General features: G+C 60.4%; 20 protein-coding genes and 1 rRNA gene. 10 read left to right on the top strand and 11 right to left on the bottom strand.

All coding sequences use genetic code 11. The annotated features are described in order from the left end of the window. Both rrf and mrdA read left to right on the top strand, forming a co-directional pair. Positions 1–109, top strand: a 5S ribosomal RNA gene (rrf, locus tag AC1DVE_RS19110); the annotation flags it as partial. A 232-nt stretch (positions 110–341) separates the two neighbouring features. Next, on the top strand, positions 342–2,234 hold the full coding sequence (gene mrdA / locus AC1DVE_RS19105) for a penicillin-binding protein 2 (RefSeq protein WP_223454655.1): 1,893 nt from the start codon (positions 342–344) through the stop codon (positions 2,232–2,234). A gap of 13 nt (positions 2,235–2,247) precedes the next feature. Here mrdA and AC1DVE_RS19100 read toward each other — a convergent pair whose 3' ends face one another. Next, positions 2,248–3,207, bottom strand: coding sequence for a LysR family transcriptional regulator (locus tag AC1DVE_RS19100; protein ID WP_223543111.1), 960 nt, complete (start codon positions 3,205–3,207; stop codon positions 2,248–2,250). A gap of 154 nt (positions 3,208–3,361) precedes the next feature. Between AC1DVE_RS19100 and AC1DVE_RS19095 the strand changes: the two genes are divergently transcribed. From AC1DVE_RS19095 to AC1DVE_RS19085, 3 genes are read left to right on the top strand one after another with little or no spacing between them, the layout of a single operon-like run. Further along, complete coding sequence (locus AC1DVE_RS19095; protein WP_223543110.1) at positions 3,362–4,663, top strand: MFS transporter; 1,302 nt, start codon at positions 3,362–3,364, stop codon at positions 4,661–4,663. Further along, positions 4,660–5,415: a class II aldolase/adducin family protein gene (locus AC1DVE_RS19090; protein ID WP_477784130.1), complete on the top strand. Its 756-nt coding sequence runs from the start codon at positions 4,660–4,662 to the stop codon at positions 5,413–5,415. The genes AC1DVE_RS19095 and AC1DVE_RS19090 overlap by 4 nt, the downstream gene beginning before the upstream one ends. After that, positions 5,412–6,341 (top strand): 2-hydroxyacid dehydrogenase, encoded by a 930-nt coding sequence (locus AC1DVE_RS19085; RefSeq protein ID WP_223543108.1) that lies wholly within the window; start codon positions 5,412–5,414, stop codon positions 6,339–6,341. Before AC1DVE_RS19090 ends, AC1DVE_RS19085 begins: the two co-directional genes overlap by 4 nt. Before the next feature lie 179 nt (positions 6,342–6,520). Here the strand turns inward: AC1DVE_RS19085 and AC1DVE_RS19080 are convergent, their stop codons facing one another. Genes AC1DVE_RS19080 through AC1DVE_RS19045 form a run of 8 tightly spaced genes read right to left on the bottom strand, consistent with a single transcriptional unit; the run spans position 6,521 to position 15,524 of the window. Further along, positions 6,521–7,651: a glycosyltransferase family 4 protein gene (locus AC1DVE_RS19080; RefSeq protein WP_477784129.1), complete on the bottom strand. Its 1,131-nt coding sequence runs from the start codon at positions 7,649–7,651 to the stop codon at positions 6,521–6,523. Next, entirely contained in the window at positions 7,652–8,782 is a 1,131-nt protein-coding gene (locus AC1DVE_RS19075; protein WP_223454645.1) for a glycosyltransferase family 4 protein, read from the bottom strand. After that, positions 8,766–10,142, bottom strand: a complete 1,377-nt coding sequence (locus AC1DVE_RS19070; protein ID WP_223531941.1) for a glycosyltransferase family 4 protein — start codon at positions 10,140–10,142, stop codon at positions 8,766–8,768. The genes AC1DVE_RS19075 and AC1DVE_RS19070 overlap by 17 nt, the downstream gene beginning before the upstream one ends. Next, the gene (locus AC1DVE_RS19065; protein WP_223454641.1) at positions 10,139–11,398 is read right to left on the bottom strand and encodes an ABC transporter ATP-binding protein; all 1,260 of its coding nucleotides are present in this window, start codon (positions 11,396–11,398) and stop codon (positions 10,139–10,141) included. The genes AC1DVE_RS19070 and AC1DVE_RS19065 overlap by 4 nt, the downstream gene beginning before the upstream one ends. Continuing rightward, positions 11,398–12,195, bottom strand: coding sequence for an ABC transporter permease (locus AC1DVE_RS19060; protein ID WP_477784128.1), 798 nt, complete (start codon positions 12,193–12,195; stop codon positions 11,398–11,400). The genes AC1DVE_RS19065 and AC1DVE_RS19060 overlap by 1 nt, the downstream gene beginning before the upstream one ends. Further along, positions 12,196–13,638, bottom strand: coding sequence for a mannose-1-phosphate guanylyltransferase/mannose-6-phosphate isomerase (locus tag AC1DVE_RS19055; protein ID WP_477784127.1), 1,443 nt, complete (start codon positions 13,636–13,638; stop codon positions 12,196–12,198). A 3-nt stretch (positions 13,639–13,641) separates the two neighbouring features. Further along, positions 13,642–14,613: a GDP-mannose 4,6-dehydratase gene (gmd, locus tag AC1DVE_RS19050; protein WP_223454635.1), complete on the bottom strand. Its 972-nt coding sequence runs from the start codon at positions 14,611–14,613 to the stop codon at positions 13,642–13,644. Further along, complete coding sequence (locus AC1DVE_RS19045) at positions 14,610–15,524, bottom strand: GDP-mannose 4,6-dehydratase (protein WP_223454633.1); 915 nt, start codon at positions 15,522–15,524, stop codon at positions 14,610–14,612. Before AC1DVE_RS19045 ends, gmd begins: the two co-directional genes overlap by 4 nt. Positions 15,525–15,949: 425 nt before the next feature. Here AC1DVE_RS19045 and AC1DVE_RS19040 point away from each other — a divergent pair, with 425 nt between their 5' ends. Genes AC1DVE_RS19040 through AC1DVE_RS19020 form a run of 5 tightly spaced genes read left to right on the top strand, consistent with a single transcriptional unit; the run spans position 15,950 to position 21,699 of the window. Then, positions 15,950–17,557: a glycosyltransferase gene (locus AC1DVE_RS19040; protein ID WP_477784126.1), complete on the top strand. Its 1,608-nt coding sequence runs from the start codon at positions 15,950–15,952 to the stop codon at positions 17,555–17,557. Then, complete coding sequence (locus tag AC1DVE_RS19035) at positions 17,551–18,855, top strand: glycosyltransferase (RefSeq protein WP_223454629.1); 1,305 nt, start codon at positions 17,551–17,553, stop codon at positions 18,853–18,855. The genes AC1DVE_RS19040 and AC1DVE_RS19035 overlap by 7 nt, the downstream gene beginning before the upstream one ends. Then, positions 18,852–19,718: a class I SAM-dependent methyltransferase gene (locus AC1DVE_RS19030; protein WP_223454627.1), complete on the top strand. Its 867-nt coding sequence runs from the start codon at positions 18,852–18,854 to the stop codon at positions 19,716–19,718. The genes AC1DVE_RS19035 and AC1DVE_RS19030 overlap by 4 nt, the downstream gene beginning before the upstream one ends. Beyond that, positions 19,715–20,872, top strand: coding sequence for an acyltransferase family protein (locus AC1DVE_RS19025; RefSeq protein WP_223454625.1), 1,158 nt, complete (start codon positions 19,715–19,717; stop codon positions 20,870–20,872). The genes AC1DVE_RS19030 and AC1DVE_RS19025 overlap by 4 nt, the downstream gene beginning before the upstream one ends. Further along, positions 20,866–21,699 (top strand): class I SAM-dependent methyltransferase, encoded by an 834-nt coding sequence (locus AC1DVE_RS19020; protein WP_223454623.1) that lies wholly within the window; start codon positions 20,866–20,868, stop codon positions 21,697–21,699. Before AC1DVE_RS19025 ends, AC1DVE_RS19020 begins: the two co-directional genes overlap by 7 nt. 77 nt (positions 21,700–21,776) lie before the next feature. Here the strand turns inward: AC1DVE_RS19020 and AC1DVE_RS19015 are convergent, their stop codons facing one another. Together AC1DVE_RS19015 and AC1DVE_RS19010 are read right to left on the bottom strand one after the other, a co-directional pair. Further along, positions 21,777–22,565, bottom strand: coding sequence for an SDR family oxidoreductase (locus AC1DVE_RS19015; protein WP_477784125.1), 789 nt, complete (start codon positions 22,563–22,565; stop codon positions 21,777–21,779). Between the two features lie 59 nt (positions 22,566–22,624). Next, positions 22,625–24,172 (bottom strand): amino acid ABC transporter permease/ATP-binding protein, encoded by a 1,548-nt coding sequence (locus AC1DVE_RS19010; protein ID WP_477784124.1) that lies wholly within the window; start codon positions 24,170–24,172, stop codon positions 22,625–22,627. Positions 24,173–24,192: the final 20 nt, after the last annotated feature.

Here is a 24,192-nt window from a genome sequence, read left to right as displayed (position 1 = left end):
ACCATAGAGCGTTGGAACCACCTGATCCCATCCCGAACTCAGCAGTGAAACGATGCATCGCCGATGGTAGTGTGGGGTTTCCCCATGTGAGAGTAGGTCATCGTCAAGATTAAATTCCGAAACCCCTATCTGCGTATGCAGGTAGGGGTTTTGTTTTTTTCCGCAGGAAAGTTCGTACAGCAACAGCTCGTGTCTCGTTTTGGTTCTCAAAAGGACGTCCTTAGAGGAAATCGGGCTAAAGTGACCGCACGGTTTTTGCTATGGTGCAGCTCGTTTTTTAACGGACTGATTTCAAGCCTACGGATCGGCGCGTCCTTCATAGTCAAAGAGTTGCTGTAGAAATGCCCGAACCGATACCCATCAAGGACCACGAGAAAGAGACACGGCTGGTCAATAAAAGGCTGATGGCCTGCGGCTTGTTCGTTGCCGCTGTCACCTGTGCGCTGGTAGTGCGCATGTATGTCCTGCAAGTAGTCGAGTTCGACTATCACTCGACCATCTCCGAAAACAATCGCGTACATGTCCTGCCGATTACACCGACCCGCGGGTTGATCTATGACCGCAACGGCGTACTTCTCGCAGACAACCGTCCCAGCTACAACCTGACCATCACTCGCGAACGTGCTTCCGATATAAACGAAGAGTTGGACGAGGTAGTCAATCTCCTGCACTTGCCTGCTGAAGACCGTTCGCAGTTCGACAAGGCGATGAAGCAGGCACGTCATCCGTTCGTCCCCGTGACGTTGTTCTATGAGCTGAGCGAAGAGCAAATTGCCGTACTCGCCGTCAACGAGTTCCGCCTGCCGGGCCTTGATGTAGAGCCGCAGTTCGTTCGACACTATCCGTTGGGCGAGCACTTCGCTCATTCGGTCGGCTACGTCGGACGTATCAACGAGAAAGAGTCAAAGGCTCTGGATACGGTCGAGTACCGAGGTACCCAATCCATCGGCAAGACCGGGATCGAAAAATTCTACGAGACGCAACTGCACGGTCATGTCGGTTATGAGGAAGTCGAAACCAATGCCCAGGGCCGCGTGCTGCGAGTGCTCAAGCACACTGACCCGGTGCCCGGCGAAAACATTGTCCTGAGCCTCGACGTCAAGCTTCAGGAAGCCGCCGAACAAGCCCTGGGTGATCGCCGTGGTTCGGTGGTCGCGCTGGATCCGTCGACCGGTGAAGTGCTGGCCATGGTCAGCAACCCGAGTTTCGATCCGAATCTGTTCGTCACCGGTATCAGCTCCAAGGAGTACTCGACGCTACGGGACTCCATCGACCGACCGCTGTTCAACCGTGTGCTGCGCGGTCTCTATGCGCCGGGTTCGACCATCAAGCCGGAAGTGGCAATCGCCGGCCTCGATGCCGGTGTCGTCACGCCACAGACCCGTGTGTTCGACCCCGGTTATTACCAACTGCCGGATTTCGATCACAAGTACCGCAACTGGAACCACAGCGGCGACGGCTGGGTGGATATGGATGCGGCGATCATGCGTTCCAACGACACCTACTTCTATGACCTGGCACACAAGCTTGGTATCGATCGCCTGCACGACTACATGGCCATGTTCGGACTGGGTGAGAAAGTCTCCCTGGACATGAATGAAGAATCCCCCGGCCTGATGCCATCCCAAGCCTGGAAGCGTGCCACCCGTCGCCAGGCCTGGTTCCCGGGCGAGACGGTCATTCTCGGCATCGGCCAGGGCTACATGCAGGTCACGCCGCTGCAGTTGGCCCAGGCCACGGCGCTGATTGCCAACAAAGGCGTGTGGAATCGCCCGCACCTGGCGAAAACCGTGGACGGTGTCGCGCCGGTGGATGAACATCCGATGCCGAACATTCTGCTCAAGGACCCTCGCGACTGGGAGCAGGTCAACCATGGCATGCAGATGGTGATGCACGATGCCCGCGGGATTGCCCGGGCCGCAGCGGCGGGGGCGCAGTACCGTATTGCCGGCAAGAGTGGTACTGCGCAAGTGGTGGCGATCAAGCAGGGCGAACGTTACAACCGGGAGAAAACCCGCGAGCGTAACCGCGACAATGCCTTGTTCGTCGGTTTCGCCCCGGCCGAGCACCCGAAGATCGTGATTTCGGTGATGATCGAAAACGGCGAGGCCGGTGGTCGCGTCGCCGGCCCGGTCGTGCGGGAGATCATGGACGCCTGGCTACTCGATCAGGACGGGCACCTCAAGCCGCAGTACGCAGCGCCGAGCAAGGCACCGGGCGATCCTCACGTCTGAACCCTTCCTGGCTTCACAGCACAGGCTCACGGATGCTGAGCATGTGCTGGAAGCTCTCTAGGAACACCGTTTCGGCCTGGCTCATCTTCTGTTCGCGATTCCACAACAGCTGGATATCGAAATCCACCACCCCGTCTTCCGGTGGCAAGCGCCAGAGCAGACCTTGCTCGACATCCCGGCGCACCAGATGGGTGGGCAAGGCGCCGATGCCGTAACCTGCGCAGATCAGGCGGTAAATTTCTTCGAAACTGGTGGAAGAGGCGACGATTTTGCCGGTGAAACCTTGCTGGTCGCGGAACAGCGTCAGGGGTGAAAGATTGCCGCCCAATTGATCGCTGGTGAAGCTGACAAAATTTTCCGCCGCCAGTTGGTTCAGGGTCAGGTTCTCTTGCCCGAACAGCCGGTGACGCTGGCCACAAAAGTAAGCATACGTCTCTCGAAACAATACCCGTTGTTCCAGCCGCGGCTGTGGCAAGCGGCACAGGCCAACTCCGATGGTCGCAGTCTTTTGCAGCAGCGAACTGATGATGTTCGAACTGCCCATCACCTCGACTTCCAGCTCGATTTTCGGATGGGTTTCATGGAAATCCGCGAGGAAATCATCGTAATGCCGCGCCTGCACACCGCTGACGGTGAGGATGCGGATCTTGCCCACCACGTCGTCGTGACGGCTCTCCACCACCGTCCCCAGGCGTGAAATGTCCCCATAGATATCCGCCGCTATGCGTAGGACTTCTTCCCCGGTTTCCGTCAGGTCAAAGCGTCGCCCACTGCGGGCAATCAACACGCATTCCAGTTGTTCTTCCAGTCGTTTCAGCGCCTGGCTGACTGCCGACTGGGTGATGTGCAGTCGCGCGGCGGCGCGGCTCATGCTGCCTTCCTGGCCGATGACCAGATAGGTGCGCAGCAGGTTCCAGTCGAGGCGGTCATTGAGAAAGCGCCGGCCGACCCACGGGTTGGAAATGGAAGGCATAAAACCTCATGCAGTAGCAGTGCTAATAGTAAAGATAAGGATTTGAAAATTGACTAATCCTGGCATGGAAGCGATAAAGCCCACAAGCGCCATAGAGTGCACCGTCATCAGCCTTAACACCTGCCCAAAAACTATAAGTACACAGGGTCCTTGCATGCACACTACTCCCCAACCGCGCCGAGCCGCGGCCGCTGCCTTCATTGGCACGACCATCGAGTTCTACGACTTCTACATCTACGCCACCGCGGCGGCGCTGGTCCTTGGGCAAGTGTTCTTCCCCAGCAGCGACCCGGTCATGAGTACCCTCGCGGCGTTCGGCAGTTTCGCTGTCGGGTTTATTGCGCGGCCGATGGCCGGGATGGTGTTCGGTCATCTGGGCGATCGTCTCGGGCGCAAGAAGATGCTGTTGGTGACCATGGCCTTGATGGGCATCGCCACCGCGGGTATTGGCCTGTTGCCGAGCTATGCCAGCGCCGGCATCTGGGCGCCCATTGGCCTGATCGTGCTGCGTTTGATCCAGGGCATTTCGGTCGGTGGCGAGTGGGGTGGGGCGGTGTTGATGGCCAGCGAGCATGCGCCGGCCAAGCGCAAGACCTTCTATGCCTCGTTCGCGCAACTGGGCAGCCCGGCCGGATTGTTGCTGGCACTGATCGCTTTCCGACTGGTGACGTCCCTTGAGCCTGAGGAGTTCCTCGCCTGGGGTTGGCGCCTGCCGTTCCTCGCCAGCGGCGTGTTGATGATGGTCGGCCTGTTGATCCGCTCCGGCGTTCACGAGTCGCCGGAATTCGCCAAGGCCAGGGACAACAACGAGACCGCCAAATACCCTGTGATGGAGGTGATCCGCACCTGCTGGCGGCAGATCCTGTTCGCCGCTGCTGCCGTGACCATCGGCTCGGCCGGGTTCTTCTTCACCAACACCTTCATGATCACCTATGTCACCCAATACCAGGGCATTGCCCGTTCGACGATTCTCGATTGCCTGTTTCTGGTGACCGTCATCCAGTTGCTCTCGCAACCGCTCTCGGCGCTGATCGCCGAACGTATCGGCGAAGGTCGTTTTCTCAAATGGGTCGCGCTACTGTGCATGGTCACGCCATATCCGATGTTCCTGCTGGTAGGCACGCAGGACATTGTGTTCATGACAGCCGGCATTGCCCTGGCGGTGGTGATTCTCTCGGCGCTGTACGCGGTGATCGCTGGCTACATGACCCAGGCCTTCCCGGTGCACCTGCGCTACTCGGGCATTTCCATCGCCTACCAATTGGCTTGCGCCGTGGCCGGCGGCACCACGCCGCTGATCGGCACCCTGCTGGCCAGCAAGTTTTCCGGACAATGGTTGCCGCTGGCGGTGTTCTTCACCTTGCTCTCGGCCCTGTCCCTGATCGGTGTTTGCGGCCTGGCCCGCCTGCGCGCCAACCCGGTCGTCACCCACGCTGCTAAAGAGGTGTATTCGTGAGTAAACCTGCACACATCGACCCGGTTGAATGGCAAGCCCGTTGTGAACTGGCTGCGCTGTATCGACTGGTCGCACACTTTCGCATGACCGACCTGATCGACACCCACATCACCCTGCGGATTCCGGGGCCTGAGCATCATTTTCTGATCAACCGCTACGGGGTGATCTTCGACCGCATGCGCGCCTCGGACCTGGTGCGCATCGACCAGGATGGGCGGGTGGTCGACCCGGAGTACACAGGCCATCGGGTCAACGCCGCCGGCTTCGTGATTCACTCGGCGATCCACATGGCGCGTCCGGACTTGAACTGTGTGATCCACACCCACACGGCGGCCGGCATGGCGGTCGCGGCGCAGAAGCAGGGCTTGCTGCCGATCACTCAGCACGCGCTAAAGTTCTACGGCAAGCTGGCCTATCACACCTACGAAGGCATCGCGCTGTCGCTGGATGAGCGCGAGCGGTTGATTGCCGATCTCGGCCCGCACCGGGCGATGATCCTGCGCAACCACGGATTGCTGGTGGGTGGTTCGGGCGTGGCCCAGGCGTTTCAGGAAATCCACTTTCTGGAGCGCGCCTGTCAGGCCCAGGTGCAGGCGCTGGCCGGTGGTTCCGCTTTGCATTACCCGTCGCCGGAAGTGTGCGGGCACACCGCCGAACAGTTTGACCGTGATGAGCAGGACAACATCATCGACCTGGCCTGGGAGGCCGCCCTGACCCTGATCGAATCCCAGCGCGAGTCCTATCTGTCATGAACACTGTGGTTCTGCTGTCTCGCGACACCTTGCTGCTCAAGCAGTTGCAGGCGGCGTTTGCCCGCAGTGCGCCGCAACTCACTGCCGTGCTGGCCGATGATCCCCGGGCCGCCAATGCGCAGATGGCGGCGTGCTGGTTTCCCTTGCCGGGCAGTCTCGGCGCGTTGCCGAACCTGCAGGTGATTCACTCGGTGGCCGCCGGTATCGATCACCTCGATCACGATCCGTCATGCCCGGACCTGCCGGTTTGCCGTGTGGTCGACCCGGGCCATCGCCAAGGCATGACCGAGTACGTGCGCTGGGCGGTGATTCACTATCACCGCGGTTTCGATCAGGTGTTGGCGCAACAGCGGGAGCAACGCTGGGAGCGGCCGCTGCAACGGGCGGCGGAGCAGTTCAAGGTCGGAGTAATGGGGCTCGGATCGCTGGGCAGCGCGATTGCTCTGGACCTGGTCGCGGCAGGTTACGACGTGCGCGGCTGGTCACGGCGCGGCAAGGACTTGCCGGGTGTGCGCACGTTCGCCGGGGCTGATGCGTTGCATCCGTTTCTCGATGGCGTCGAGTTACTGATCAACCTGTTGCCCCTCACCCGCGAAACCCGCAGGATTCTCGGACGAGCCACTTTCGAGCAGCTCGCCAACGGCGCGGCACTGGTCAACTGTGGCCGGGGCGGTCATTTGAACATCGATGACCTTGAACAGGCCTTGGCGAGCGGGCAATTGCGCGGCGCCTTGCTGGATGTCTTCGAACAGGAACCGCTGCCGGTCGATAGCCGGCTCTGGACAATGCCCGGTGTCACCATCACCCCGCACATGGCTTCAGCGGCCTCCCATGACTGTATTGCCGAGCAAGTGGCGGAGAACTTTCGTCGATTGAGTCGCGGCGAACCGTTATTGAACTGTGCCGACCGATTGCTCGGTTATTAAACGTAACGTCAATCCACCTATAAGTTGTGCCTTGCAAACTCGCCCACCTGGTTGGGCGAGCCATAACAACAACCTTCGCCTCAACCGTTTTACTGCCAGTCAAAACAAGCAGGCCGTCACGCTCCAACCGTCGAATCCAAAGCCGGCAACCACAAGACGCTTGAAGAATGGATGAAGCCTCATGCGTAGGTGAGGGCTTTTTCTTCCAGCAGTTCCTCATACAAGGACGCCCATTTGCGACCCATTTCGTCCGCGGTGAACAGATTTTGATAGCGGGCCTGCGCCTTCTCGCCCATTTGCGCCGCCAGCACCGGGTTTTCCCAAAGCGTACGCATCGCCTCACGAAACGCCGATGGATTGCTCGGCGGCACCACGAGTCCGGTCTTGTTATGGATGTTGATGTAACTGGTGCCGGTGCCAATCTCACTGGAGATCATCGGTTTGCCATACATCGCGCCTTCCAGCAGCGAAATGCCGAATGCTTCGGAGCGCAGGTGCGATGGGAACACGATGGCGTAGCTCAGTTGCAGCAGCGCCACTTTGTCCTCGTCCCCCAGACGCCCGAGGAAGTGAACATTGCGTAAACCCAAGGCAGCCGCCTGGGCATGCAGTTCTACTTCCAGTGGGCCGGCACCGACAATCACCGTCGGGTAATCCAGGTCCTTCAGGGCGTCGAGCAGGATGTGCAAACCTTTGTAGTAGCGCATCACACCGACAAACAGAAAAAACTTGTCGCCGAGTTGTTGTCGCCAGTGGGCCGTTCGATCACTGTCAGGCTGTGGGTAACCTGCCTTGTTCAGTCCATAGGGAATCACTCGGGTCTTGTCCTGAAACTGTTGCAGCACATCACTGGTGTGCAGGTAATTGGGTGATGCTGCGACGATCCGGTCGGCGCTGTGCAGAAAGCGATTCATCAGCGGCCGGTAAAGTTTGAGCAGCTGTTTCTGGCGGATAATGTCCGAGTGGTACGTCACCACGCTGGGTTTGTTCAGGCCGCTGGTGAAATGTACCAGGTCCATGAACGGCCATGGAAAGTGGTAATTGACCACGTCGGCCTCGGCTGCCAGCTCGCGAAACTGTTTGAAGACGCTCCAGGAAAACCCGGTGGAGGCGAACTGAATGTCGAGCCTGGCTCGATGGACTTCATGTTGGGCGATCTGCATCACCGGCGGTGTCGGATCGGCACTGAGTGTCAGCACCTTGCCTTCAACGCCGTGCAGGGCACCGCTTTCGCACAACTGGAAAATCACTTGTTCGATCCCGCCGACCGAGTCAGGCAGGTACGTCTTGAAAAAATGAAGAACTCGCATTCAACCTCCCATTGCCTGGCGGTAAGCGCTGGCCGTGACTTGCGCGCAGCGTTCCCAGGTAAAAAGCCTTGCCTGTAGCAATCCGGCCTCTCGGCATGCCTGCCAATGCGCTAGATCCTCGATCAGACGACTCATTGCATCGCACAAGCCGTCGGTTTCATCCGGTTCAACATAGTTACCTGCAGAGCCTGCCACTTCGGGCATGGCCGAACGTCTGGTCAGAATGACCGGTGTGCCGCAGGCCATGGCCTCCAGCACCGGCAGGCCAAAACCTTCGTAAAGCGATGGAAAAATCAATGCCCGGGCACCGGCCAGTAGCTGTGCAACGTGCTCGTCAGGCAGATAGCCGAGCAAACAGACATGACCGCAGGACAGGGCCTGGTGCAATTCTTCGCTGAACTGCTCGCGCTGCCAGCCGGCCATGCCGACGATCAGCAATGGAAAACGCTGACGGACTGATTCCGGCAATCGGGCATGGGCGCGCAGGGCGAGGGACAGATTCTTGCGCGGTTCCAGGGTACCGACACAGAGGAAGTATTCCCGCGCTACGACGCCATGGGTCTTGAGTACGGCGTCGATAGCCTCAGGGGACCGCGGGCGAAAACGCGCGGCTACACCCAGCGGTGCGACGACAAATCGCTCGGCCGGTAATCCGAAATGCGCCTGGGCTTCGTCAGCAATGTATTGCGAGACGGTAAGAATCAGGCTTGCCTGTCGCACGCCGTCGGCCACGCGCCGTTCGATTTCTCGCAAGCGCGCCGGTGGCTGCGTTTGCGGATAGTGCAGGTGAGTCAGGTCATGCAGGGTGATGACGGTCGGGCCGTCGAACGACAGCGGCCACAAACTTGGTTCGTGGTAAAGGTCGATGGCTTGCCCGCGGCCTTGATCGAAGCGTTTCTGCTCCAGCCACCGTCGGGCCTGATAGGCCCCCGGAATTTGCCGCAGCAATGGTGTCAGTCGGGAATAACCGGGCATGGCCGCTTCAGGCAGCACAGCACTCCAGCCCCAGCCATGAAACAGCGCCAGTTCAATATCCGGCTCACCCGCCAGGGCGTTCGCCAGTTCGGCGACGTAGTGGCCGATGCCGGTGCGCGGGGCCTGGAGGATGCGGGCGTTAAGGGCAATGCGCATGCTGACTCTCAGGCACCTTCGCATCGCTGTGCAGGTTGCGCTGGATGCGTCCGACCAGTTGCGCACTCGCCTCGCGCCAGCTCAGCCAACGCCAGTTATCCAGGTTGAGGGGGGCGGGAAATGCGCCGCCGCTTTCCATGTCGGTGACCAGGTCGGCCAGGTTCTGCGGGTCGGCGAGGTCGAAATACGCCATGTACCCGCCACCGATTTCGCGGAACACCGGGATGTCGCTGGCCATTGCCGGCAGGCCTCGCTGCATGGCTTCCACCAGCGGCAAACCGAACCCTTCGACGTAGGAGGGGAACACCAGCGATGTCGCGTGGCAATAGGCGTGTTCCAGGCTCTTGTCCGAGAGTGTGTTGAGCATGAACAAGCGCTGGTTCAATTGTGGATGCTGGCGGATACGCTCGATCAGCGCCTCGCACTTCCAGCCAATCTTGCCGACGATGCACAACCGGGCTTTGGACCCGGCCGCCCAGGCGCGCTCGAACGCGTCCAGCAGATACGCATGGTTCTTGCGCGGCTCGATGGTGCTGACCATCAGAAACACAGGGTCCGGCGTCTTGAACATCTGCAGCAGCCCCGGGTCGACGGCGGACCGGGCATCGGTCAGGTCGAGTTCGGAGCCGAGGTGAAAGTAGTCGAACCAGCGTTGCTGCACCTGCGTGGAGCCGATCCTGCGGGTCATCTCCTGGCGAACCTGGTCGCGGATGGTGGTCGAGATCGCCACGTAACCATCGGCGGTGCGGGCGATCCAGTCGAACCATTCGTTGAACACCTTCACCAATCCTGCGTCGCAGAACTGCGGGTGGGTCAGGGGAATCAGGTCGTAGACGACCGAAATGATGCCAACCCCGTCACGCTTGAGTTGCTCGGCCAGGGGGAAGAAGTTGGCGTGCCAGGACGAATCCAGCAGCACCAGTTGATCGCCGGCGCGATGCTGCAACGGCACGCAGCGCTCGGGAACCTTCTGGCCCTTGAGTGCCCGATCGAGCAGGCGCATCGGCAGGCTCAGGCAGGCGAACGCGGTGAGGCGACAACCGACATAAAGCACCCGGCGGGCGAACTTCGATGTGCTGAAAGGACGGCGCCGCTCCAGTGCGCGATGGCGCAGCCAGTACAGATTGGCGAACTGTTCCAGCTTCACCCGCAGGCTCACCAGGTCCACTTTGACGGTCGGCAAGGGCGCCAGGCTTTTCACCTCGAACAACGCGCCATTGAGCATCACCACCGGAATGCATTCACGCTGGGTGTCTGCGGCCGGCAATTGCTGAATAACATTACGAACGACCCGTTGAATGCCCGAGTTGGCATCCGGGTGTTCGAAGACGTAGGTACATTCCACCAACAGTCTGGTCATCGTATTTCTCCAATGGATTCCACCCGACTCTCACTGGAACGGGTCACGCTGGTCTGTGCTTCGAGCCAGGAGCAGCCTACGAAGTCCTCCTGGCGATTGTTGATCACGTGGAAGACCAGCCCGTAGTCACGCCATTCGAAATTGCGATCCAGGTGCGAATCCAGCCGCGACAGGCTCAGGGCCACCGAATAGTTGCCCTTGCCCAGGCGCATGTCGAAGGCAAAACGGTAGGTGATGCGTTCGCCGGCACTCAGGTCGGTGAGGGCTTTGTCGACCCGGTGGGTATTGATGCCGTACATGGGCTGCCCGAGGCGATCCTTGATCATGAAACCGAGAATCAGCCGTTCGATGTCCTGGCGTACCTCGACCTGCACTTCCAGGACCATCGCTTGACCGACTTCAGCCACCTCCACCGAACGGCCCTTGGGGTCAAGCAGGCGGACACTGAGAATGCCCGCTTCGCCTGTCCCGGAAATGGTTTGCACCTGCCCGTTGGCGAGCATTTCCTGGCGCACCGTCTGGCCCTCGCGCTGGGCGAGCATGGCGTTGTAGTAGTCCATCACTTCTTCGGGCTTGCCGCGCATGGCCATGCGCCCGTTTTCCAGGAGGATGGCGGTGTCGCAGATCGACTGGATTGCCGAGCGGTCATGGGACACGATCAGCAATGTGGTGCCGGCCTTGCGGAAGTTGCGGATGCGATCAAAGCTTTTGTGCTGGAAGTAGGCGTCACCTACGGACAGCGCTTCATCGACGATCAGGATGTCGGGCCGCCGCGCGGTGGCCACGCTGAACGCCAGGCGCATCTGCATGCCGCTGGAATAGGTGCGAACCGGATGGTCGATGGCCTCGCCGATTTCGGCGAAGCTCTCGATCTGCGGCATCAGTGCTTCGATTTCTTCTACCTGCATGCCGAGCAACTGCCCGGCCATGAAGGTGTTCTGCCGACCGGTGAAGTCCGGGTGGAAGCCCATGCCAAGCTCCAGCAGCGCCGCCACGCGACCTTGCAGCCGGATGTTGCCGCAGGTGGGCTGGGTGGTGCCGGTGATCATCTTCAACAGCGTGCTTTTGCCGGCTCCGTTGACCCCGACGATGCCCACGGCTTCGCCCGGCTGAATCTCGAAATCGACCCCTTGCAGCACCCAGTGCAGTTGATGTCGGGTGCGGGAAAACGGTACCAGCCATTCGAACAGCCGGCTCCAGCGATTCGGGTACTGCTTGTAGGCCTTGCCCAGGCCACTGACACGTATATGTCCCATCAGAGCTCGTCCACCATTTCACCGACACGCTGGCGGAACAGCCGCAGCGCCATCCCACAGAACAACAGGCCGATCACCAGCAACGGCACCAGCGAGTTCCAGTCTGGCCATTGGTTGTAGAGAAACAGGTTCTGGTAGCTGTTCATCAGCGCCGTCATCGGGTTCAGCTCGATAAAGTGCTGGATACCCGGCGGCAGGATCGACAACGGATAAACGATCGGCGTCAGCCAGAACCAGAATTGCAGGCAGATGCCGAAAAACTGCCCGACGTCGCGAAAGAACACATTGAGCACGCCCAGAATCATCCCCAGCCCCGCGGCGAAGATCACTTGCAGGACCAGCAACGGCAACAGCGCCAGCAACGCCAAGCCGGGCAGCCGCCCGCTGATCAGCAGGAAACCGAGGAACAACCCCAGGATGATCGCGAAATTGATCCCGGCATTGAGCAGCACGATGACCGGCAGGCAGATGCGCGGGAAGCTGATTTTTTTCAGCAGGTTGGCGTTTTCCAGGAACATGCTCTGGCTGCGCGTCGTGATCTCGGCGAACAGTCCCCAGGTCAGCAGGCCGGCGCACAGGTAGACGCTGTAGGCCAGCCCGTCATCCACGCCCGGCAAGCGGGCGCGCATGATGGTGGAGAAGATCACTGTGTAGACCAGGATCATCGACAGCGGATTGAGTACGGTCCACAAGGCACCGAACAGCGAGTTGCGATAACGCGCCTGAAACTCCCGTTTGACACTGCCGAAGATGAAACCCCGGTAACTCCACAGCGATTGATAAAGATTGCGCAGCATTCAAACCGTCCTGCCGTATTGATCTTCGAAGCGGACGATGTCGTCCTCTCCCAGGTATTCGCCGCTTTGCACTTCGATGATCACAAGGTCTATCACGCCGGGATTCTCCAGGCGATGCTTGTGACCGGCGGCAATGAAGGTCGACTCGTTCTTGGCCACCAGATGAGTGCCGGTGCCATTGTTGGTGACCTTGGCCATGCCTTCGACCACCACCCAGTGTTCATTGCGATGGTGGTGCATCTGCAGCGACAACTTGGCGCCGGGCTTGACCACGATGCGTTTGATCTTGAAGCGCGGGCCTTCCTCCAGCACGGTGTAGGTGCCCCATGGCCGGCTGACCGTACGGTGCAGGCGATAGGCTTCGTGCTCTTTGTCCTTGAGTTGCCTGGCCACCCGGCGCACATCCTGGGCGCGGTCGGCGTGGGCCACCAGCACCGCGTCGGCGGTGTCGACGATGATCAGGTTGTCCACACCCACGGTCGCGACCAGACGGTTTTCGCTCTGGACGAAGTTGTTGTGGCTGTCGATGAAAATCGACTCGCCGACGGCGCGGTTGTTTTGTGCATCCGCCGGTACCAGCGCGGCCACCGCACCCCAGGAACCGATGTCACTCCAGTCGAAACGGGCCGGCACGACGACCACCTTGTCGGAGCGTTCCATCAACGCGTAGTCGATGGAAATATCCATGATTTCGCCAAACAGGGCCAGCGACAGTTCCTGTTGCAGGCTCCCCGCGTTTTCCACCGCAGCGCTGGCGGCCATGCAGGTCTGCGTCTGCTCCAGCAGGGCGGGAGCATGGATTTGCAGTTCGGCCAGCAGGCTGGCGACCGAGAAGCAGAACATCCCGGAGTTCCACAGGAAGTTGCCGCTTTCCACGTAATGCGACGCGGTTTGCAGGTCGGGTTTTTCGACGAAGCGCCGCACGCTGGCAGCGCCTTTATCGTCCAGCGATGTGCCGGCTTCAATGTAGCCAAAACCGGTTTCCGCAGCGGTCGGCACGACACCGAAGGTCACCAGGTGACCGCGCCTGGCCAATGTCACGGCATGCTCGACAGCGTCCTTCAGCGCGTCGACATTGACGATCAGGTGGTCGGCGGGCATGACCAGCATGATCGCGTCGTCACCATGCAGGGCCTGCAGGGAGAGGGCGGCGGCGGCAATGGCCGGTGCCGTATTGCGCCCCGTCGGCTCCAGCAGGAAGTGCCCGCGATGACGGCCCAGGTGCGCGTCCCGAAAGTGATCCTTGCTCTGGAAGTAGTACTCGCGGTTGGTCACCGTGACGATATCGCCCCAGCCGTCGAGCAACTCCGCGGCACGCCGATAGGTCTTGCCCAGCAGCGACTGGCCGTCAGGCAAGGCCATGAACGGTTTGGGATGGCCTTCACGCGACACCGGCCACAACCTGGTCCCGGCACCGCCGGAAAGAATCACGGGAATCAGCATGGCCTACTCCTTGGCGACGCGTTTCATGTCCGCATCCATCATCATGCGGATCAAGGTATCCAGATCGGCTTTTGGTTTCCAGCCGAGCACACGCTGGGCCTTGGCCGGGTTGCCGAGCAGCACTTCGACTTCGGCCGGGCGGAAGAACGCCGGGTCGATCTTCACGTAATCGCGGTAGCTCAGGCCCACATGATCGAAGGCGATCCGGCACATCTCGCGCACGGTGGTGGTGACGCCGGTGGCCACCACGAAGTCGTCGGGTTTGTCCTGTTGCAGCATCAGCCACATGGCTTCGACGTAGTCCCCGGCAAAGCCCCAGTCGCGCTTGGCGTCGATGTTGCCCAGACGCAGTTCCTGCTGCTTGCCCTGCTTGATGCGGGCGGCGGCGTCGGTGACTTTGCGCGTCACGAACTCGATGCCGCGCAGCGGTGATTCATGGTTGAACAGAATGCCGCTGCTGGCGTGCAGGTTGAAGCTTTCGCGGTAGTTCACGGTGATCCAGTGGCCGTACAACTTGGCCACGCCATAAGGGCTGCGCGGATAGAAGGGTGTGTTCTCGTCCTGCTGCTCGGCCTGGATCAGGCCGAACATTTCGCTGGTGGACGCCTGGTAGAAACGCGTATGCGGGCTGAACTGACGGATTGCTTCGAGCAGGTGGGTAACGCCCAGGCCGTCGACGATGCCAGTGGTCACCGGTTGATCCCAGGAGGCCGCGACAAAACTTTGCGCGGCGAGGTTGTAGACCTCGTCCGGAGCCGACTTGATCACCGCGCGCTGCACTGAACAGGCATCGGCCATGTCGCCGTCCAGGTAGACGATGTCCGCCTCGATCCCCATCTCACGCAGACGCCAGCGTGAGTCGCTGCTGCGACGCGCCACCAGGCCGTGGACTTTGTAGCCCTTGTCGAGCAACAGTTTGGCCAGATATGCGCCATCCTGGCCGGTGATACCTGTGATCAATGCACTTTTAGTCATTCTTGTCGTACTCGCTTCTCCCAGTCGGACAGGATCGCCCGCAGGGATTGTTGTGTTGTGATTTCAGACTTCCATTCGGTGGTTTGGGTCAGCCTGGCAGGGCTGCCACACACACGATGCTGATCCGCGCGGCGAAGTCGCGCAGGGTCCTGGACCAGTTGCAGGTCGACCTGGGCAAGATCTACCAGTTGTTCGATCAAACTGCGAATGCTCTGCTCGCGTCCCGAGCAAATGTTGTAGACCTGCCCCGGCGTACCTTTCTCCAGCAATGCCAGGTAGGCCGAGACCACGTCCCCGACATCAAGGAAGTCGCGCGTGACGTCGATGTCCCCGACCTCCAGTTGTGGCCCTTGCAGGCCTTGCTTGATCCGGCAGATCTGACGTGCGGCGCTGGCGATGACGAAGCAGTCTTTCTGCCCGGTTCCGATGTGGTTGAACGGGCGGGCGACCAGTACGGGCCAGTCTTCGCTCAGGCCCCATTGCAGGCTCAGGAACTCTGCCGACAGTTTGCTCACGGCGTATGGGTTGCGCGGGCAGGGTGGCTGCAATTCAGTGATGGGCAAATCGGCTTCAGTGACCTGGCCATAGACATCACCGGAGCTGACGTACAGAAACGTGCCGGTGAAGCCGCGCGCCTTGAGGGCTTGCAGCAGGTTCAGGGTGCCCAGCAGATTGATGTTCAGGGTGCGCGCCGGATCACGAAAGGCCTCCGGAACGAACGTCTGGCCCGCCAGGTGAATCACTGCATCGGGCATTTCCGGCCACAAGCCTTCGAGGCTCTCCGGTACACCGAGATCGTATTGGCAAGGCACTGGCAGAAGCGCCCATTCCGAGGCATCAGCCTGCATGCGCGATTGGATGTGTTGTCCTACGAATCCAGTCAGACCCGTGACAAACAGACGCTTTTTCAAACAGCGACCCCTTGGTCATACATTTCATCCATTCCAACAGAATTAATGGAGGGGTCTCGCGAATCAACAGGATCGCTCGCAAAGACAGGTGAAATGTTTTGTTGTAGTTGTTTGGTAGCCAATTTGTGCCATTTGTTCGGCAATTTCAACAAGTCCAAACGTGACTGATCAGTTCTCGTCAGCGTGGCCCGATTTATTCTCACCGGGCGGTTCACGAACCCTCGATGGATGTGTTTAGAATGCCCCTCGTCACGATGATCCAGGGTTCGGCAGCGTCGCTTCGAAACTGCGAGAAACTGACCACTAAAACAAGAACGAAGACGGGCAGCAAGACAATGGACGAGCGCCAGTGAACACTGGCTCGAACCCTGTCCTCCCCGTCATAGCGTGAGGCTGCCGGAATGGCGGCGTCACCGTGGAGTGCCATGAATTTTATTCTTTACTCCGACGTCAACGACAGCTCCATCAGCCAGAGCCTCGGTCGTCCCGAATACAGTTACTACTTCGTGCTCAAGGCGTATCGACCGCTCTTTGAAAGCCTCGGGCCGGTGCATGTGGTGTCATCGGCCGCGGAGGTCGATCCGCTGTATCGGCAGTTGCAGCAGGCCGGTCAGGACTGCTTGTTCATTTCGTTCGCGCCACCGCACAAGACTCCCACCGACTTGCAATGCCCGATGGTGTGCGTGGTCGCCTGGGAATTCGACACCATTCCCGCCGAGCACTGGGATAACGATCCGCGTCAAGACTGGAGCCAGACACTGGCACGTCTGGGGCGGGTGATCACCTTGTCCACCCACACCGCCGAAGCCATCCGCCGGACCTTGGGCGAGGACTTCCCGGTGCTGGTGCTGCCGACGCCTTTGTGGGAACGTTTCGCCGACATTCGCCAGCAATATCCCGGTTCACCGGTGAACGCGGGTGCCACACTGCAGATCAAGGGTTGCATCCTGGACAGTCGCTCGATGGGGTTGTCCGCCGATGGCTTGATCGCACCGCTCATCGAGCAACCGCCGCAGGAAATCGTCGAACCTGAACCTGAACCTGAACCGCCGTTGCCGCCGTTGACCCTGCGTCGACGCCTCTTCATTACCAGGCATTACCTGCTGTTGTGGTATCGCGAAGCCGTTCGCGATCTGGTGCCGGATGCCGTTCGCCCATGGCTGGCCAGATTTCGGACGCCTCAACCGTTGCCGGTTGAACCCGCAGTCAGCGAAGCGCCCGTGGCGGATGAACCTGCCATCAGCGAAGTCCCTGTGGCGGATGAACCTGTCGTCAGCGAAGCCTCCGCGCAGGACGAGCATCCACAAGCGGCCTTCCCCGACACCAGCCAAACGGTCGAAATCGAGGTCGATGGCGTCATCTACGTGAGCGTGTTCAACCCTGATGATGGTCGCAAGAACTGGCACCACCTGATCACGGCGTTCTGCTGGGCGCTGGGTGATGTGCAAGACGCCACGCTCGTGTTGAAGATGACCCAGAACGACCTGTCGACCTATTACGTCGAACTCATCACCTTGCTGTCCCAGCTCTCGCCCTTCGCCTGTCGCGTGGTGGTCATGCACGGTTATCTGCAGGACGAGCAGTTCGCCCGGCTCTATGGTGCGGCGAGTTACTACGTCAACGCTTCACGCTGCGAAGGCCTGTGCCTGCCACTGATGGAGTTCATGTCCTGTGCCCGGCCGGTCATCGCCCCGAATCACACGGCGATGCGCGACTACATCGACGAGCGTGTGGCCTTCGTCGTCAAGTCCAGCCAGGAGCCGACGATCTGGCCGGAAGACGCGCGCATCCTGTACCGCACCTTGCGCCACCGTCCGGACTGGGGTTCGTTGAAAATAGCTTATGAGAACAGCTACGCGATGGCAAAGAACCAGCCGGACGCCTGGCAGGTCATGGCGGATGCGGCCAGCGAACGCATGCACCAGTACTGCAGCTTCGCGCCAGTGCAGCAGCGACTGGCGCTGTTCTTCAAACAGGAACCTGTCCGTGACGTCGTGCCGGTGGTTGCCGAAACGGGGGCTGCATCGTGCTGATCATCATTCATTCGGAAACCAACAAGAGCAACATCCAGCAGAACCTGGGACGGCCCGAGTACAGCTATTACTTCGTCCTCAAGGAGTTCCGCCCGGTGCTCGAACGGCTGGGGCAGGTGATCGAGGTCAGCAACCCGGACGAGTTGGTCGATCGGCTGTATTTCGATTGCCTGAGCCGGGGCGAAGACTGTGTGTTCCTGTCCTTTTCTCCGCCGCATCGCACGCCGGTCCACTACGCGTGCCCGACGATTCCGGTGTTCGCCTGGGAGTTCAGCACCATTCCCACCGAGAGCTGGCAGGGCGAACCACGGCATGACTGGCGGACGGTGTTGGGCTCCAGCGGGACGGCGATCACCCACTCCAGTTTTACCGTGAATGCCGTACGCGATGTGATGGGCCCAGATTACCCGATCAGCGCGATTGCGGCGCCTGTCTGGGACCGTTTTGCCGCCCGTGGCGGGCTTCTGGACAAGCGTCCGGTCGTGGGCCCCACGCGTCTGAACCTGCGCGGGCTGTTGATCGACAGTCGCACCGCGGACTTGCGCCCCTACGGCCCCGAACGCTTGCGCGAGGGCACGCCGATCGCCTTCGACCAACCGCCGCGCGACTGTGAGCTGCTGCTCGAGGGCGTGGTCTACACCTCGGTGTTCAATCCCTACGACGGACGCAAGAACTGGAAGGACATGATCAGTGCGTTCTGCACCGCCTTTCGCGACACGCCCGACGCGACCCTGGTGCTCAAGCTCACGCACCATGACATCGCCAATGCGCTGAACGACATGCTGCACCACGTCTACAAGAATCAGTCCTATCAGTGCCGCATCGTGCTGGTCCACGGCTATCTGTCCGACATCGACTACGAGCGCCTGGTCGAGGCCACCAGTTACGTCGTCAACTGCTCCTACGGCGAAGGGCAATGCCTGCCGTTGATGGAGTTCATGTCCTGCGGCAAGCCGGCGATTGCGCCGCTGAACACCGCCATGGCCGACTACATCGACCGTGACAACGCGTTTATCGTCGACAGTACCGACGAACTGACATCCTGGCCCCACGATCCTCGCGCAGCGTATCGTACCTTGCGTTACGTTACGGATTGGGACTCGCTGTGTACGGCTTTTTCCGCCAGCCATGACGTCGCCAGACAGGACGTCGAACGCTATCAACGGATGTCGGCCCATGCCGTGGGCAGCCTGCAGGGATTCTGCAGCCAGGCCGTTGCCGAGCAGCGCCTGAAGGCGGTGTTCGAGCAGTTGCTGGAACGGCGTGAAGCAAACTGCGCACAAGCGTCGGGCACATGATTCGGCGCCTGCTTGCGAAGTTGCGGCCCGCACCGGTAGAGGTCGCCCAGCCAGAAACGCGGGTATCGCCCAGGGATATCGGTTTATACGACGCCCTGCTCGACGGCTGGTTTCTCGGCGACAGCGGCGAATTGCTCAAAGGGTTTGCCATTACCGCCGACGACACCTTGCTGGATGTTGGCTGCGGCGAAGGGGTCGCGACCTTGTTTGCGGTGCGTCAAGGCGCGTCGGTGATCTTCACCGACAGTGAGCACGACAAGGTCCGCGACCTGGCGCGGCAAGTGCAAGCGCAGTCGGATAAAGCGAATCTCGGTCTGGTCAGCAACAGCCTGCCGCTGCCTCTGGCCGATGGTTGCGCGAGCAAAGTCGTGTGCATGGAAGTGCTCGAACACATCGATCAACCAGAACCCTTCATGGCGGAACTCGTGCGCATGGGCCGCCCCGGCGCGCTGTACCTGCTGAGCGTGCCATCCCCGGTGGGCGAGCATTTGCAGAAAGGCATCGCCCCGGCCAGCTATTTTCAGTCGCCCAATCACGTGCAGATTTTCAGCCCCGAGCGATTCGCCGCGCTGGTGGAAGACGCGGGGCTGGTCATCGAGCATCGCCAGGCATCCGGGTTTTTCTGGGTCATGGGCATGATTTTTTTCTGGGCCAGTGAGCGGGCTGCCGGGCGTGAATTGGGTGGGGCGGTTCGCGACCGGATTCAGGCGCCGTATCCGCCGCTGATGGAGAGCTGGGCGAAAACCTGGCAGGACTTGCTGGCCCAGCCCGACGGGTTGGCGATCAAGCAGATGCTGGATCAGTTCATGCCCAAGAGCCAGGTGATCATTGCTCGCAAACCTCATGTCCAGGAGGGCGCATGAGCAACGAAAAACGGATCATGGACATCGAGTTGCTGCGCGGCATTGCGGTGCTCGGCGTGCTGTTTCATCACCTGCAGGACAGCCTGTTCGCAGCAGCTGTGCCATTGCTGCAGACCATCACGCTGTACAGCCAGCCGTGGTGGGGCGTGGATCTGTTCTTCGCGATCTCGGGCTTCGTCATTGCCCGCAGCCTGATCCCGGCCTTGCGCCGCTGCACCACGCGTCAGGAGTATTGGCAACAGACGCGCAATTTCTGGTTGCGCCGGGCCTTTCGTTTACTGCCGTCGGCCTGGTTATGGCTGGCGCTGATGTTGCTGGCATGCCTTTTTCTCAATCGCTCCGGCGCGTTCGGCACCCTGCACGCGAACATTCAGGCGACCCTGGCCGGCGTCGCCCAGTACGCCAATTTCCGCTTTGCCGACAGTTTTTATCGCTACGAGTACGGCACCAGTTTCGTGTACTGGAGCCTGTCGCTGGAGGAGCAGTTCTACCTGCTGTTTCCGCTGATGATCGTGTTGTTTCGCAAGCACCTGGTGTGGGCGTTGCTGGCGCTGGTTGCGCTGCAATTGTTGACCTTGCGCACGCCGATCCTGATGGTGGTGCGCACCGACGCGCTGGCCCTTGGCGTGCTGTTGGCGATGTGGAGCGTACAGCCTTCGTACCGGCGCTGGGAGCCGACTTTCCTGCGTCGCCCCTGGGCCGGCTTGTCGGCATTGGTCGGGGTTTCACTGGTGCTCGGTTTCATGGCGACGGACCGTTTCACCTTTACCCATTACCGAATCGGTGTGATTGCGCTGTTGTGTGCGCTTCTGGTGTGGATCGCTTCCTACAACCGCGATTACCTGATGCCCAAGGGAATGTTCAAGAGCCTGATGACCTGGGTCGGCAGCCGCTCCTACGGGATCTACCTGATCCACATTCCGGCCTATCTGTTGGTCCGCGAATTCACCTTCCGCTTGCAGGAGGCCAACCTGCCGAACCCGGCGGGTCATCCTGTGCCGACGTTGCTCATTGCATTCGGCTTGATCGCCCTGTTGAGCGAACTGAACCACCGCTTCATCGAAATGCCCATGCGCCAGCGCGGTGCCTCGCTGGTACAACGCCTGACCCCGTCCCGTATTGCCGTCTCATCCTCTGGAGCCACCTCATGCTGAGCCTTTTGAAGAAACTCACGGCGGGCACGCCCGCGCCTGTGCAGCCAGAGACACCGCCAGCGGCGCCAGTGGCGGAGAAAGTCGACCCCTACATGCTCGGCCTGCACGATGCGATGCTCAGCGGCTGGTTCAATCAGCAAACCGGCGAACTGTTCACCGGATTCCCGGTGACCCCCGAGGACACACTGCTGGATGTCGGCTGTGGCGACGGCGGCAACGTGCATTTCTGCGGGATGCGCGGGGCGAAGATCATCATCGCCGATATCGACGCGGCCAAGGTCGAAGCGACCCGCCAGCGCCTGGGCGATACACCGGCCCGCGACGTCGAATGCCATGTCACCGACTGCAACCCGCTGCCGATAGCCGATGCGACCGCCACGCGGGTGGTGTCGACCGAAGTCATCGAACACGTGGACGATCCGGCGCAGTTCCTCGCTGAACTGGTGCGCGTCGGCAAACCGGGCGCGTTGTATCTGCTCAGCGTCCCGCATCCCAGCTCCGAAGACCTGCAGAAAGATATCGCGGCGGCCGAGTATTTCCAGAAGCCCAACCACATCCGCATCATCAGCGAGGAGCAGTTCAAGGCCATGGTCAGCGATGCCGGCCTGGAAGTGATCAGCCACAGCCAGTACGGATTCTACTGGTCGATGTGGATGCTGTTGTTCTGGGAAGCCAAGGTCGATTTCAGCAACCCGGACCATCCGTTGCTCAACCACTGGGCGGATACCTGGCAGGCGATCCTGGCTTCGCCACGGGGCACGCAGATCAAGCAGGCGCTGGATGCGGTGGTGGCGAAAAGTCAGGTGATCATTGCGCGCAAACCCTGATTAGTTAGCTGTGTGAGCGACGGTCTTCACCAGGCCGTCCGGCACCGCCATGGGGTGCCGATCCGGTTGGCGGCCCATTACTGGCTGGAGCGAACGGCCCCTCCATCAATCAACAGATTCTGCCCGGTCAGGTAGCCCGCATGGCTACTGCAAACGAAGGCACACAGCGCACCGAATTCCTCGGCTGAGCCGAAGCGTTTGGCGGGAATTTCGCTGCGGCATTGGTCAAGGAATACCTCGCTGTCCTGCCCCGCCTCCTGAGCAGCAGCGACCAGGTTGTCACGCAGTCGATCGGTGTCGAATGAGCCCGGTTGCAGGTTGTTGATCGTTACATTGCGACTGGCAATGTTTTCTTGCCGGGCAAGCCCAGCGATGAAACCCGTCAGACCACTGCGCGCGCCGTTGGACAGGCCCAGGCTTTCGATAGGGGACTTCACGGCACTCGACGTGATGTTGATGATTCGACCAAATCCACGTGTCGCCATACCGTCTACCGTGGCCTTGATCAACTCGATAGGCGTCAGCATGTTGGCATCCAGCGCCTTGAGCCAGGCGTCGCGATTCCATTCGCGGAAATCCCCGGGGGGAGGGCCACCCGCGTTGTTGACCAATATATCGAAATGCTCATGGGTCGTGAGCGCTGCCGCCCGACCCTCGGGCGTCGAAATGTCTCCGGCGACGGCGATGACCGTCACTTCAGGATTGATCGCCCTGAGCTGACGGGCTGTTTCATTGAGCGTGTGTTCGCCGCGTGCGGTGATCACCACGTTCACGCCTTCTTGGACGAGTGCCTGTGCGCAGGCTTTGCCCAGACCTTTGCTGGCGGCGCACACCCGCGCCCAGCGTCCTGCTATTCCCAGATTCATGTGCGTTTTCCTGAAAGAAGGAAGCTCAATGTAAGGGGTTGCCTATGGCAGCACCATGTTCATGCATGATCCAGCGTTGTAGACAGGCTCGGCGATCGAGTACTGATGCCCATGAAGCGCCGTACTCTTTCTCCTATGGCATCGCATCGTATGGTTTGCGGTGCGGCATCCAGTTGGATATTACCGTTCTCCATGAATACGACCCGGTCGGATATCGACATGGCAAAGTCCATTTCGTGGGTCACGATCAGCATGGTCATGCCTTCTTTGGCCAGGTCGCGGATCACGTTCAGCACGTCGTTGACCAGTTCCGGGTCGAGGGCCGAGGTCGGCTCGTCGAACAGCATGATCTGCGGCTCCATCGCCAGGGCTCGAGCGATCGCCACGCGCTGTTGCTGCCCGCCGGAGAGCTGGTGCGGGTACTTGTGGGCATGGGCCAGCAGGCCGACCTTGTCCAGTAGTGCATAGGCACGATGTTCACTCAGCTCGCCCGGCTGGCCGTGGTAACGCGGTGCGAGCGTGACGTTGTCGAGAATGGTGCGGTGCGGGAACAGGTTGAAGTTCTGGAACACCATGCCGATGTGCCGCACGCCTTTGCGCAGGCGGGAGCTGTTGGGTTTATCCGACGCGTCGATGAATTTTTCGCCGAACAACAGGATGTCGCCGGTATCGATGGTTTCCAGGCCGTTGACAGTGCGGATCAACGAAGTCTTGCCGGAGCCGGATGGCCCGATGATCGAGACCACCTGGCCATATTCGACATTCAGGTCGATGCCCATCAGCACCTTGTGGGTGCCATAGCTCTTCTGGATGTTCTTCAGTTGCAGGATGGGCGTCGCGTTGTTGCCGGCGGCTTTGCGCGCAGTGTCGGGCAACGCTTCGGCGCTAGCCCTGAACCGGTCGATGGTGGCCGTGTCGAGTGTGTGCGGCTTGCGGAAGTTCAGGTCCAGGTAGCGCTCCAGGCGCTGCAGGAAATAACCGAACACGGTGACGATCAACACGTAATAGACGCCTACCGCCGCCAGGGTTTCCATGACCAGGAAGTTGGTGGCATAGAGGCGTTGGCCGACCGTGAGGATTTCGGTCAGGGAGATGACCGAAACCAGCGATGTCAGCTTGACCACCGTGATGTATTCATTGATCAAAGTGGGCAGCGAAATACGGAAAGCCTGGGGGATCACGATCAGGCGTTGCATGCCGAACAGGCCGACACCCAGCGCGCGCCCGGCTTCCTTCTGGCCCTTGGCCACGGAGATCAGGCCGCCACGATGGATTTCCGCCATGTACGCAGCTTCCGTAACCACCAGGGCCAGCAACCCTGCGTAGAAGGGGTTGGACAGAATCGGTCCGCTGCCGGGAAACAATTGCGGCAGGTTGTAGACGAAGACCACCAGCACCAGCAACGGGATGCTGCGGAAGAACCAGATGTAGACCGCTGCGGGAATGCGCAGCAAGGGCGTTTGGGACAGCTTGGCCGAGGCCAGGACAAAACCCAGCAGCATGCCGATGAACCAGGCCAGGGCGCTGAGCTGGACCACCGTGACGCAGGCCTTCCAGAAGTCCGGCAGGGAGAACAGGGATAAGAAATACGACCAATCGAATTGCATGGGGCACCTCGATCTGCCGC

The sequence above is a fragment of the Pseudomonas sp. P4_B4 genome (assembly GCF_056402255.1).
Note: the sequence above shows the minus strand (reverse complement) of the source record. Positions and strands in the feature narration are given on the sequence as shown.